This window comes from Paenibacillus sp. NPDC093718, from assembly GCF_050279985.1.
Taxonomy (GTDB): domain Bacteria; phylum Bacillota; class Bacilli; order Paenibacillales; family Paenibacillaceae; genus Paenibacillus_AQ.
The window spans coordinates 17,715-31,199 of the sequence record NZ_JBNNUS010000009.1 but is presented as its reverse complement, the minus strand read 5'-3'; the positions used below and the strand labels follow the sequence as shown (position 1 = coordinate 31,199).

The following is a 13,485-nucleotide window of genomic DNA, read 5'->3' as shown; positions in this document are numbered from 1 at the left end:
ACCAATGGATTTGTAAAAAGTACGAGGAACTGGAAAAGAGGTGAAACCAGAGATCGTCTTCGTCTGACCGAGTCCATCTGAGATGAAGTGGGCATTTCTGAGGCCTGTGCTGGCTCGGAATCGCTAGAGCTACCTATTACCACTGGAAGGCTGATGCTGAGACCGAACGTCCAAGATTAGACGGTGGTGAAAATCGCTCAGCTTTGCAATCAGCATAAGTTTCGGTATGGAAACCGAAAAAAAAATCACCGCCCTGCTCTAGGAGAAGAGCACATAAACCACAAACGGATTCAGGGATCATGCAGTGCCGAGCAAGGATGAAGAAACGAAAAACTACGGGACAACCGCCACAACCTGCTGAACATCTAAAAAATGAAACGACTTGCGTTAAGTAGTCCTGAGGCATAAACACCTGGGGTTAGAGGTGTCATTGTCCTAAGTGATTAAATCACAAGTACTAGTTCCTTATCCAGTGAGTACTTGAATAAGCCGGGCGGGGATCGAGACCAGTTCTCGCAGCAGCCCAACATTAAGGAAGATGTTGAAACATTCTCTCTACCACTGAATATAGAGAAGATGGAAGAAGAGTACAAAGATCAGACTGCACAGGTTAAGGTCGACAAGTGAACCGCGGCTTACAAGAGCCGGTAAAGCGATGGACTGGACTACTCTAACCTTAATCGTATCTCCAGAGAAGGGGATATTCAAAGCCTTCCACAACGAAGCCATCAGCGTGTTTAGTTTCATTGGTAGCATTCAACTTTTGAACAGTGTAGTTGCAACGGTAGGTATCTATTTCGTAATGGAACATTACTGGGGTTCAGCCCGATCCACTTACGAGATGGCTATGCACCATTACGAAGTTGTAAAGGGCATTTTGATACACTCTACACAGACATAACTTCCGAGGTCAGGGTTAACTGAACTGTTCCTGTTACGAAGTCATGTCGGTGGACAAAAACATATTCCCAATGAAAGTCGCTGTTTAAGCGGCTTTTTTGTTTTATCGGTACAGATTCTTGTCCCGATTGCCGAAAAGGACAAGAACTTGAGCTGATTACCGGTTAGATAAGTATCTGGCCGAACTGTTACTTAATAAAATCTCTACCTATTAAAGTTCGAGTACATCATCGGTTGCCAAGCTTACCGGGGGCAGAAAGACAAGCTATCAAATCACCGCTAATGGCCCTTTCCATAAAGCTCCAAGAGTATTCTTTGTTTCTGTTGAGTCTTATATTATTAAATTTCTTAAAAATCACCCGTTTATCCCATCGTTTTCACCACGATTAGAACTCAATCATCCCGCTCAACAACTTTAATCCCCTATTTAACTCTTCCATATTATTAGCAGAAGAGAGCGCCAATCTAAGATACATTTCTTCTGTATTAGAGCCGATCAAAAAACGATTGGGATGAAACACTCGAATGCCATTCTCCAAAAAATTATCCTTCGGAATAAAGAGTTCTACCCGATTCCGGTAAAGGGATCCGCCGAAAAAAGCTCAGTGTATGTCCGAGACGAGGAGCAAGCGGAAAATATTGATCAAACATTGGTTGGCCTCTACAGCCCATTGTTTTTTCTTTCGATGATCTTTTGGGCTTGTCCGGAGAGGATTAACTCCGTGATAATCTCAGCGTCCAAGGAAGATCTCTTGACGTTGACATTGTATATGGCTTTCATCATCTTGTTTTTAAATGCTTCGTTAAACACGACATATGCCACTCTAAGGCCCGAGTAGAGGGATTTGGCTGTGCTGCATATATAGATGGTTTGTTTCGGAAGAAGCTTGTGCATGGGCTGGCCATAATGTTCGATAATGTCAGCTGACAAGAAAGCATGGACATTTCGACACATATAGGTAAGTACAAAGGAGGGGATACCTTCCTTTTGTCGAATTCTTGAAGGTGGAGGGGATGTCGAATGGATATAAACCACAGTGATAATTTTGTTAGTAAGCTCAGTAATATGACCGAAGATGAGTTGACCAATGTGGATTTGTCCTTCCACCTTGTCAGGTTGCAAAAAGAAGCCGATCACTTGTACCAATCGTCATGTATCCAACTCGCACCAGATGTAATCAAATGGGTCAAGAAAAACATCGTTAAGACGATTCAGGGGTTAAAGGTAGTCGTTGACAATGATAGAGAAGCCTTTCTTGTTGGTGACTACAACCATGAAATAACAGTGAATGATCAGATAGCTAAGTTTGCATACGCTGAATATGAGGAGATTTCGAGGAAAGTCGGTAAACTTGTAACTGCTTTAAATAGTCACGATCCTGAGTATCCTGAGAAGCATACTAAGTTTCAAATTGTAAAATTGACTTGCAATGAACAAAGTGCATATTTTTGCTACTATCGGGGTGTTAAAAAGAATAGTATGAGATCTTCCAAAAAGTTGATGGTACTCAAGAATGCCAATCAATTTGTCTTTGCCGAGGATACTGTAATTGATCTTGGGGGGAACGTAGATTTCTTTATAGTGGGAGACCATATCTTTATTATCAATGTAAAATCATTTGAGAATGCGTTCGACTACAGGGATCATATCGCTGAACTTCGTGACCAAAATCTAACTCAGATCGTGTCAATGCCTTTCTTTGAAGGGGAGACCTCCAACAAGGAGTTGTTTGAAGAATCCTGTAAGAAATTTATTCATTCAAGAGGTCTTGCTCAAATTAAACCTGAGACGTTAAGCGCAGTTCAAGAGAATTTCCAGGACAGATGTGCTGAGCTTTCCCGCATAAAATCAAATGTCCCTGAGGATGAATTTGAGAGGGAGAAGTATATGAAGAAGTACGGAACCATTTGGGATCTGTTCGAATATATTGATTTGGATAACCGTAAAATTATCTTTATAGAAGGTGCTTCACCGAGAGCCTTGATCCACTTCTTTGCAGATAAGATCGTAAGGTCTTTCTTGACTGAAGACTTCAAGGTGGCAGTTGCTTATGAGTAATCCTTAGGGGTGAGATTGTCCTCTCTGGGAAGGAGAGTAAAAATGTGGGGCAAACGAGAACAAGTCATTTTATGGGCGACAACCTACCTTCCTTTAGTCCTGATAATGGTCTACAGATTTGTTGACAGTAACGACTACTTTAAGACGACCGAATGGGCGACATGGTTGGCTAAACATCTTGATAAGACTCTTTTTGACTTGATTATTATCACGGCAATTATTGTGATTTCATTGGTCATATACCGCCTAGTTGCAGTTTGGCTTTTCAGTGACTATGATCGTCAATTAAAGGACAAGGAAATTGGTAAGAATGTCTCGGTCAGGAAGTATGTACGTTTAAGCGTAAATGACTACTCATTTTTCTTAATGACCTTGCTGCTGCCATTGATATCTATAGATCAAGCTTCAGCCATAAACTTCATGGTGACACTGGCGATTATCGTCATTGTCATAGCAATTTACGTGAAGACCGACTTTATAAGTGTCTGTCCGGTTTTCTTTATGTCTGGTCGGCAGGTATACAAGGCAATTATTTCAGACCAAAGTAAAGAGGCGGAAGCGGCTGATCCTTCGATACGAAAAGATGTTATAGTCATAACTCGCGAGAAGTTGCTTAATTTGAACTATCGGTTTAGGACAGAGAAACTGATCGGCAACATCTATTATTTAGCCAGTAACAATACAGATGACGATTCCGATGATGGATAAATTTATTGAATGAGGTATTAAAGACGGCGAAAAAAGCTGTCTTTTTTATGTTAATATGGAGTGTATTTTGCTGAATTCAAATCAAGTAGACAGTATTCATTTTCGGGAGCCCCAATTAATTTGGGGGTATAGATTATAAAAACCACTTCTCAAATTGGCAGGTTTTGTAACTAGTTATGTCGAAAATTGTAGTAGACAATTCGATGACTGTTACAAAGCGTCTGTAAGGGGCTTTTCTTGAGGAAGCTTGGAGCCATTTGCTGAGAGAAATATATTTATGGCTGGTACTAATCTTGGAAGACGACCCTTTCAACCAGAGCTCTCTTATTACAGACGTCGGAAAGGAGAATCATAATTCATTTATCTAATACTACATTTGAAAATTTTTAAAATCGCAACCCTCTCTATACCAAATCTTTAGGAAATCATTACCCATATACATCATAGAGTAACGTCCAGAACATGGAAGGGGATTTAGGGACTTCAAAGGAATCTGTTATAATGTAATTCATATAATTAATTTTATCTGGGTGAGGTCAAATGAAATTTATAAGAGTAAGTGCTGTACCTTTGGAATTGGATGAAGAGACTATCTACTTGGAGTATTCGTATTGGGATGACTATGGCTTTTGCACAACTTTTACTGCACACTATAAAAATCAGCAATTAGGTACTGTTAAGATTGGTTGTAAATCATTGCAAAGTAAAGCATCCAGGGGAAGTTCTTCTAATAATTATGCATCCTATTCTGTACAAGATTTAATACCATTACATATCGAATTCGACAAATTGCCAGATGATTTTTTTTCGTTAGGACAGGACGTAAGCTATTACAAAAATATAAATCATTTTTTCCCCGAAAAGAAAATTCATTACTTAACATCCATGAAAGATTTATCCTACAACTTTAGCAGATTCAAAGAGCTTCATGATAATGCAGAAGCTTGTTTAACTAGTTCACTAATGAGAAACCTGTACGTTTCTAATGTCGAACAATTTCATCGTATAACCACTGGAGGATCAGAATTAACTCCTTACAGCTTTTCGTTTGAATATTTAAAAGAACTAATTGAGATAGATGTAATTCCGGACGTTGCTCTCCCAAATAATATTCATGTGTTGATTGGGAGAAATGGTGTAGGAAAAACCTGGTTACTACATAATATGGTATTTTCATTGCTGAAAAACAGCAATGTAAATGTTGACGTAACTAAATCAGAAAAGTATTCCATAAGCGAGGACTTCTCCATCAATTGCCCTCAGGATAGTTTTGCTGGGATTATCGGTCTTTCGTTCAGTGTATTCGATGATGCTCTTTCTATCGATTTAAAAAGAGAAAAGCCTGAAGAAACTGGACTAGCGCAAAAAGAAATTGATGATTTCAAGAAAAAATATAAATATATAGGTTTGGTTGATAAAAATCAGAAAAACGGAAAAATAAAAACAAAATCTATCGATGAACTTTCTGTTGAATTTAAAGAAACTCTTAAAAATATAAAAGAGAATAGAGATAAAATAGATTTATACTTAGAAACGTGCTCATTTTTAAATGCCGATCCTATGTTTAAGGACAACGGATTTATAGAAATCCTTGATCAATATTTTTCATCACGTAAATCTCACCAACCTAGTCACGACCTTATTTCGGAAATTGAGAAGTACTTTAAGAGATTAAGTTCGGGCCATATGATAATAATTCTATCACTAACATTACTTGCTGAATCAATATTTGAGAAGACTATTGTATTGATAGACGAGCCTGAGACTCATTTGCATCCACCGTTACTTTCTACATACATTAGGGCTTTGTCGCATCTCTTAATCAAAAGAAATGCAGTTGCAATCATCGCAACACATTCACCTATTATTTTACAAGAAGTGCCTCGGAATTGCGTAAATAAAATTAATAGAACCGGAAGGAACATGAGTTTCAGCAGGATAGAAACACAGACATTCGCTACGAGCGTAGATACTTTGACTAGAGAGGTGTTTGGGCTCGAAGTTGTTAAAACAGGCTTTTATCAGCTAATTGAAAAGGAGCTAGATAAGAATTTCGATACAACTTATCGAAAATTCGATAATGAAGTAGGCTTTTTGGGACAAATTTTAATTCAAAGTCTATTGAAGAAGAGAGAATCCGATGAGAAAAGTTGACAAGCCAGATATTATGCAAGAAGACATTTGTAACTGCTTTCGAGGTTTTACATATAAAGATAGAATATTAGAGAAATCACAGGAGTATGATGACAATTTTCTACAAGTGGCTTTGTTTTTACAGGAAGAGTCCTCCTTTCTGAATCAAGATAGTAATTACAATAGCTACCTGGTGAGTGTCTATGAGAACAGACTATCCAAAAAAAATTCACCGTCTTACAAATATTATGAAAAAATCAGAGGGAAAATTAAGTGTCCATATTGCAATTTTACTGCAAGAGATGCGAACGAATTGGATCATTATCTACCCAAGTCGCATTTTCCTACATTTGCTGTAACGGCAAATAATCTTGTTCCAATTTGTGGGGAATGTAATCGGATTAAAGATGATCATTACAATACTGATATATCAAAGATGTTGATTCACCCATACTATGATCAGGAAATAGAAAGGATGTTAGAATTTTTAAAGTGTAAAATCGTCGAAGATATGCACATTGGGTTTGAATTCTTTATAGAAAAATTACCCGGCTGGTCTAATATTTTTTTTGAACGAGTAAAGTATCATTTTAGTAAACTTGAAATAGATAAATTATATCAAAGTGATTTTGGAGCTGAATTTAATGTGAAAATTCAAGAATTAAAGATTCTTTTCAATGAAACCGGTGATATTCAAGATGTTAAAAAGAGTTTACAACGAAGAGCAAAAGCACTAAGTATAGATAGGACTCGACCATGGGAATACGTAGGTCTCATTAGTATTTTAGAAAACAACTGGTTCTTCGATACTTATTTCCCCGAAAAATGCTCCGGTAATATATAGTTGTTCAAGTGAGAATACATCCAATGCCGCTTCTTGAATAAAAGAGGAGCGGTACAAACCAAATAAACGCTTATAATATACTTAATATAAAGGGGAAGATTGTTATATATGAAGTAATTGACCGGAAGTGATAGTAGGCATCTTGTCCATCATATTCAATTACTAAAGGGTTTTATTACAGTTAATTTCATTAAGGATGTTGTTGCTACTTTTAAAGCAAAAATTCAATTTACATAGCGAATATCACTTTCAGAAAGATAATCCTTTTTTGCGAAAATTTAGTATGGGGGCTGATATTCATGAAAGTAAGAGAGCTTATTGAAATCTTAAACGTATATGGAGTTTCGATAAATTATGATACCATTGAGAACTTTAAGCTTGATTCACCAATTTATTTTGCAGCAGTAAATGATAAAGAACGAAAGAAATATGAAGCTAGTAAAGATAAAACGAAGTTCATTAGTACAACAGCTGCAATACACATTCCAGATTTAACTTTATCAGATTTAATGGAAATACTTAAAAGCGATGGAACTGGCATTTATGAGCACACAAAAAAACAATTACTACAATTCTTTAGAAGTGATGTATCTGAAAACATTGTTTTCGCGACATATTTATTCTTACATGAGGTAGGTCACTGGTATCAATTCGCAAAAATACATATGAATGTTGAGCTATGGTTTAATGAGAACATAGAATTATACAAAGATAATTATGATAAGATTCAACAAATAGCAGTTCAAAGACAACAGAGGCTAATGAAAGATCCAAGCTGTAATCTGACTTTTCGAGAAAAGCATATATTGGAATCTTTGCGTGGCGAATATCGCAATATACCAAAAGAAAAAGATGCTGATACATTTGCTATAAAAAATTTAGAATCAGCACTATATGTTTATACTAATTACCGTTCATAACACTAGAGCCCTACAGAAGGCCCCATTATGTAGTTTCCACTTTTACATAAGGGGCTTTGTTTTGTTTGTTAAAGGAATCTAATCTCCGTATATTATTAAGGCAAATCTATTTCAGGTTTCATTATGTCAAATAGCTCCAAAGCCAATATTTTAGAGCCTGATATTCCTTTGAGATATTTAAAAGGACCTTCACTAGACCAATCAATTTTCCTCAATCTTTTAATGTGAATGGATACTTCCTGATAATCGATTTGTTTCCCATTTTCTTTTTTGCAGTTGAGAAGCATTTTAGATCCAGCCAATGCCAATGCATCTAAGCAAACAATGTGTGTGAGTTTATATTCTTTATAATTAATCCATTCATTAGGATACATTTCCCGAATAAAATTAAAAAACGTAAGAACAAGCCCAACCTTCTCATTTTTAGTTAAATGAGAAACCTCAGCATCTTTGAAGAAATATTTAAGAACACGATATAAGTTTTGAAGTGTAATATGCCTACCTTTGCTTCTTTTGCCAGTAATACTCCCGATATGATAAAAAGGACTTTCCGATAAGGTTAACAATTCAGTTGCCATCCAACTTAGTTCATCCGATTCCCTTTTTAAAAATTTGCTTAATGAAGAACTTATTCCTTTAGCCTTTGTATTAATAGTATCAAAAAGTTTGATCTCTTCATCTTCATCAAGATAATGAAAAGCCATGAAAGGAATGTTTATTTCGGAATTTGTTTCTTCAATGTACCTTTTAATACCACCTAATCTATGTTGACCGTCCATAAGTGAAGCCTTACTCTTACACAATAAACGGCCATAGGAAGGACGACTTGAGTCATAGGCTGAAAATTCCCACACTCCCCCACAATTTAGTAGAATGGGTGTAAATAATGCTTCATCACCTTTTGAAAGGTACATAGCAATATCATCCACTCGTTTTGCATCTGTTGGTCTTTGATAACCTTTGCCTGATGGATCATTATAGGGTTTAACATATGTTGAATTTAATGCAAGCATGGCAGAGAAATGACCTTGATAAGCCACTTTCCCTCTCATTTTGCATTGAAGCACATTCTCAATAACAATTTGATAAGGAAGTTTTTCCACAAAAACACACTCCTAACCCTGATGATTGAATTAAATATATATCTTATATTATCTAAAAAACAATGGTAATATATAGTTTGAGTATATTTAACTCATCTTGTTGTACACCTACTCTTAGTAAGAGGGGTGTGAAACATGATTAAAATCAACTCATATGTAGGAATACGGATCAGGGCATTTCGGAAGGCTAAAGGGCTAACACAAGCGGATTTAGGAGAGCTTGTTGACCTTCCGCAGCCCTACGTTGGAGGAATAGAACGGGGGGAGAGAAATATTTCTCTTGACACATTACAGAAGTTATTAGAGGCTTTACATATTACTCCCACGGATTTATTTCGAGATTATGATAATCGTAGTGAGAAGAACAAGGATATTACTGAGATATTAGAACGAATAAATATGGTTCTTTCAACCAGAAGTGTTCAAGAAGTTGAAATTGTTGAAGGTTTTATTAATGATATTTTTAAAACACTAGATGATTTAAAAAATATTCAGAGTTCAAAATGATATTCTAAGTCCTTACCTTATAGGCTCAATGAAAATCACATAAATTCATCACTAAATTAGCCAATAAATACATAAGACACTAGGATATTCCTAGTGTCTTTTTTTATAAAGGAATATGATGAAATATGTAGAAGATAATGGAATGTACGTTTGAATTTAAGTATATAAAAAATGAGGCGATAAAATGTATCTGAAGTGTATACGATTATGGAATTTTAGAAAATACGGAACAAAAGGTGACAATAGTGAACTTCCAGGGTTATCGATTGAACTCAATAAAAATTTCAACCTCATAATAGGTGAGAATGATGCAGGTAAATCTGCAATTATAGATGCAATTAAATTAACTTTAGGGACTTCGAGTGATGATAACCATAAAATAATGGATAGTGATTTTCATATTCAGAGTAATGGTAAAGTTGCAGATGATTTGAAAATAGAGTGCATTTTTTCTGAACTTAATGAACAAGAAGCAGGTCTGTTCTTAGAATGGCTTTCGTTCGACCAGTTAGGAAATTATGAGCTACAAGTTCGACTAATCGCAAAAAAACACTTTGATCAAATATTGGGAGAGAGAATTGAACGCAATATTAAAGCTGGACCAGAAAATGCATCTAATCGTTTGGAAGGAATAACTAGAGATTTAATAAGAGCAACATATTTAAAACCGTTGCGTGATGCGGAAAATGAGCTCAAACCAGGGTTTCGGTCTCGCCTAGCTCAAATTTTAAAAAATCACGAAGCATTTAAAAAGAATAATCCATTAGACAATCATGAACTAGAGGTTGTCTTTAGCGAAGCTAATGAGAAAATCGAGGAATTCTTTAACAAACCCTTTAAAAAAGACAAGACAATAAAATCAGAGTTAGAGGGATATCTAGACCAGTTTTTTCACAAATCAATTGATGAAGAAAATGAATATAATCCTGACTTTAAAATTGCTCAGGTTAAACTTAATGAGATATTAAAGAAACTTAGTTTAATTTTAAATGATACTCCATCAGGACTTGGAAGCCTGAACTTACTTTTTATAGCCACAGAACTGCTCCTCTATAATAATGAAACAAGTATAGGGGCAAATGTTACATTGATAGAAGAAGTAGAAGCTCATTTACACCCGCAAGCTCAGTTAAGGTTAATTAAATACTTGCAGAGCAGGAATGAGGAAAAATTGAGTGGACAATTTATTTTAACAACACACAGTACCACATTGACTGCCTCTACACAATTAGAGCATGTGATTCTATTGAACAATAGTTTTGCTTATCCTATGGGGGTAAGGCATACAAAATTAGATACTGATGATTATAAATTTCTTGAAAGATTCCTTGATTCTACAAAAGCAAATTTATTCTTTGCAAAAGGAGTCATATTTGTAGAAGGCGATGCTGAAAATCTATTACTACCGGTGATTGCCGATATATTAGATCGTCCATTGCATAGACATGGTGTAACAATTGTCAATGTAGGAAATACAGCTTTCAAGCGCTATGCAAAAATTTATGGACGATCTGTTACTTGGTTAGAGAATAATCCGCCTTTGAATGTACCAGTTTCCATTGTTACAGATGTCGATGTTCGTCCTGTTCAATATTATGATGATAATAAAGAGATTGATTCAACAGTGTACATAATACAAAATGAGGAACAATTAGTTCATATAGCAGAGACACTAGATATAAGTTCAGATGAAATTAAAGGAACAATGAATACTGTTTTCCTATCAAAAACTGAGCTAAAGGGCGCATTAGAATTGTACAGTAAGACAACTTCTTCCAATCTCGAATATATTCTTAATTTTATCAAAACAGATATAACTCCTGAGATAATCGTTTCATTAAGAAATAAGAAGAAACATTCTATTCGAAGTGAATACGAAGATTTGCATTCCAATATAAAAACTTTTATTGCACCAAACTGGACATTGGAATATGAAATAGCATTGAGTCAATTATGGCCTACTTTAATTAAATCCATTCACAATGTGAAATATAAAAAGCCAGATAGTGAGGTTAACAAAAATAAATTTGATGGATTAAAAACATCCTACAGCATATTGCAAGATTCATCGGATAGGGCTTATAGAATCTATAAACCTCTATCCGAGAAGCACATCTCGAAGGCTGCAGTAGCCCAAGAATTAGCACATTTATTGTCTGAAAACAAACAAAATTTAAGTGACATTGTACTTAATGATCCCTTTTTAGAATATCTAAGGGCAGCGATTTATCATGCTACAGGAGGAACAAGGTAAATGGTTAGCATTACACTTGAGGAAATTCGAGAGATAGAGCCGCTGCTTCTTAATGCAGGAAAATCATTCAACGATGATCAAATTAATGTAATAATATCAAATCATCATTCTTATGATGTAATTGCTTGCCCAGGAAGTGGAAAAACAACAGTTCTTATAGCTAAGTTAGCTTTAATAATTAGAAAAATGGAAAAAGCCAACAAGGGAATATGCATTATTACGCATACAAATGTTGGGGTCGAAGAAATATTAAAACAGTTGAAAAATGTAGGTATTAATGAACTATCTCATCCACATTTCATTGGTACGATTCACGATTTTCTAAATACTTTTTTTGCTATTAAAGCCTATAAACTATTCTTCAATCATAATAGATTAACTTTCCTAGATGATGATGATTATCAAAAATATTATTTAAGAAATTTTGAAAGAAATAAACCAAATTGGTGGACTTATAATCCTCCATCATTAAAAAGATTACAACTCGTATTGAATGATGATGGATCTATAGGACTTCTAAATTCAAATGGCAGTCAATCACAAAGTATTGCTCTTAAATCAATTAGTGATCTAATGCAAGTTGGAATTATGCGTCATTCCGATACGTTATCCTTATCTTATTGGTATATTCAAAAATATAAAGCAGAATTAAATAAAGCATTTCAAAATAGGTTTATGTATTTATTTATGGATGAGACACAAGATACGAGTATTAAACAATATGACCTGCTGAATTTGCTTTTCAATGAAACGTTGAACGACAGCAACACTATCATTCAACGTTTCGGCGATCCTTATCAAGCTCTATATAATTCATTTAATGAAGAAGGTGATGCATGGGTTCCAGACGAGGAGAATAGTATTCAGATTTCATTTAGTAATCGTTTCGGCCCATCAATTGCTAATGTATTAAAAACAACTTGTATTCGACGATATGACGTTTTAGTTGGAAATCCAGATATATCATCATTTAAACCTCATCTGTTAATATATAATGATTCTAATAAGGATCAGTTGTTATCTGGTTTTTGTGTAATAGTTAAAAATCTAGAGGGAATTAATAAAGCATTCAGAGAGAGTACCAAAAAAATATCTGCTGTATGCAGAAATCATGAAGCATTAGGTGAATATCATTCAAGTTACATCAAAAAACAAAACGATCAAAAAAAAGTTTCTTTTGTTCAAAAATACCATAAAATGCTGATTAACATATTGATCAGATTATTAAGAAGTTCGGAAATTAAAAGTAAAGATAACAGTTATTTTAATAACAACACTCTGATCCAGTTATTAAAGGAATCTTATCCTAAAGAATTAATGGAGCTTAAAATTAAAATTTCCGAATGGATAAAAAGAATAAATTTGGCGGCTGATAAAGACTATACTGAATTAAACAAAGACATTAAGGACACATATCAGTATTTGTTGAAAACCATTTGGCAATTAAATATTACAGAAGAAATGATAGATGTAGAAATTCATGGTTTAAATCAATCATTCAAAGATTGTAATGATGTTATTACTAAACATGGATCTGTTGATTCAGAAGACAATAATGTGTTTCTTCACAATGAGGTTTCTATTTCATTAGATACAATACATGCAGTCAAAGGTGAAACTCATAAAGCAACCTTACTCCTAGAATCAAATTTATATATGGACCAAAATTCTTCAGAGAATGAATCTGATTTAAGCCTTATTTTTAATTATTTTGTTGGTGATTATGATGTTATTAAAGTGAATGAAGGAAATATAAAAATGTATCTGAAATTGGCATATGTTGCTCTAAGCAGACCGAATTATTTAGCGGCAGTGGCTATAAATGAAAAAAACTTGTTAAGACTAGATGAGAAAATTAATGTCGCTAAAGAAAACAATTGGAATGTGATTAACTTAAATGACATTATTGAAAGGTACACAGTCGGAACGGAACCTAAGGCGCCGGCCATGAACTAAAACAAATGCCGATTAGTTACTTTTTTCGTTTGATATATTGCAATATGTATTTGACGAGTTCTCATTATATCATCAAAGTACGATTTTGCTTTCAAATCCCA

Annotated in this window: 9 protein-coding genes; 8 read left to right on the top strand and 1 reads right to left on the bottom strand. The window is 34.7% G+C overall.

Going from position 1 to position 13,485, the window contains the following annotated elements; genetic code table 11:
- Positions 1-1,921: 1,921 nt before the first annotated feature.
- From ACQKPA_RS24390 to ACQKPA_RS24370, 5 genes are all read left to right on the top strand, one after another.
- Complete coding sequence (locus ACQKPA_RS24390) at positions 1,922-2,959, top strand: Kiwa anti-phage protein KwaB-like domain-containing protein (RefSeq protein ID WP_427495086.1); 1,038 nt, start codon at positions 1,922-1,924, stop codon at positions 2,957-2,959.
- 42 nt (positions 2,960-3,001) lie between these two features.
- Positions 3,002-3,667, top strand: coding sequence for a hypothetical protein (locus ACQKPA_RS24385; protein WP_427495085.1), 666 nt, complete (start codon positions 3,002-3,004; stop codon positions 3,665-3,667).
- 540 nt (positions 3,668-4,207) lie between these two features.
- A complete protein-coding gene (locus tag ACQKPA_RS24380; RefSeq protein WP_427495084.1) occupies positions 4,208-5,821 on the top strand; it encodes an AAA family ATPase in 1,614 nt (537 codons plus the stop codon).
- Positions 5,808-6,644: an HNH endonuclease gene (locus ACQKPA_RS24375; protein ID WP_427495083.1), complete on the top strand. Its 837-nt coding sequence runs from the start codon at positions 5,808-5,810 to the stop codon at positions 6,642-6,644. Before ACQKPA_RS24380 ends, ACQKPA_RS24375 begins: the two co-directional genes overlap by 14 nt.
- Before the next feature lie 299 nt (positions 6,645-6,943).
- Positions 6,944-7,564, top strand: a complete 621-nt coding sequence (locus tag ACQKPA_RS24370; protein WP_427495082.1) for a hypothetical protein — start codon at positions 6,944-6,946, stop codon at positions 7,562-7,564.
- Between the two features lie 95 nt (positions 7,565-7,659).
- On the opposite strand, the gene ACQKPA_RS24365 is transcribed toward ACQKPA_RS24370, so the two are convergent.
- Positions 7,660-8,667 (bottom strand): DGQHR domain-containing protein, encoded by a 1,008-nt coding sequence (locus ACQKPA_RS24365; protein WP_427495081.1) that lies wholly within the window; start codon positions 8,665-8,667, stop codon positions 7,660-7,662.
- A gap of 135 nt (positions 8,668-8,802) precedes the next feature.
- Between ACQKPA_RS24365 and ACQKPA_RS24360 the strand changes: the two genes are divergently transcribed.
- From ACQKPA_RS24360 to ACQKPA_RS24350, 3 genes are all read left to right on the top strand, one after another.
- Positions 8,803-9,174, top strand: coding sequence for a helix-turn-helix domain-containing protein (locus ACQKPA_RS24360; protein ID WP_427495080.1), 372 nt, complete (start codon positions 8,803-8,805; stop codon positions 9,172-9,174).
- A gap of 184 nt (positions 9,175-9,358) precedes the next feature.
- Positions 9,359-11,428, top strand: coding sequence for an ATP-dependent nuclease (locus tag ACQKPA_RS24355; RefSeq protein ID WP_427495079.1), 2,070 nt, complete (start codon positions 9,359-9,361; stop codon positions 11,426-11,428).
- A complete protein-coding gene (locus ACQKPA_RS24350) occupies positions 11,429-13,384 on the top strand; it encodes a UvrD-helicase domain-containing protein (RefSeq protein ID WP_427495078.1) in 1,956 nt (651 codons plus the stop codon).
- The last annotated feature ends 101 nt before the right edge of the window (positions 13,385-13,485 follow it).

Excerpts from the sequence above, each read along its gene's own strand:
- ACQKPA_RS24385 (WP_427495085.1), top strand. The coding sequence starts at position 3,002 with ATGTGGGGCAAACGAGAACAAGTCATTTTATGGGCGACAACCTACCTT.
- ACQKPA_RS24350 (WP_427495078.1), top strand. The coding sequence starts at position 11,429 with ATGGTTAGCATTACACTTGAGGAAATTCGAGAGATAGAGCCGCTGCTT.
- ACQKPA_RS24375 (WP_427495083.1), top strand. The coding sequence starts at position 5,808 with ATGAGAAAAGTTGACAAGCCAGATATTATGCAAGAAGACATTTGTAAC.
- ACQKPA_RS24360 (WP_427495080.1), top strand. The coding sequence starts at position 8,803 with ATGATTAAAATCAACTCATATGTAGGAATACGGATCAGGGCATTTCGG.
- ACQKPA_RS24390 (WP_427495086.1), top strand. The coding sequence starts at position 1,922 with ATGGATATAAACCACAGTGATAATTTTGTTAGTAAGCTCAGTAATATG.
- ACQKPA_RS24380 (WP_427495084.1), top strand. The coding sequence starts at position 4,208 with ATGAAATTTATAAGAGTAAGTGCTGTACCTTTGGAATTGGATGAAGAG.
- ACQKPA_RS24370 (WP_427495082.1), top strand. The coding sequence starts at position 6,944 with ATGAAAGTAAGAGAGCTTATTGAAATCTTAAACGTATATGGAGTTTCG.
- ACQKPA_RS24355 (WP_427495079.1), top strand. The coding sequence starts at position 9,359 with ATGTATCTGAAGTGTATACGATTATGGAATTTTAGAAAATACGGAACA.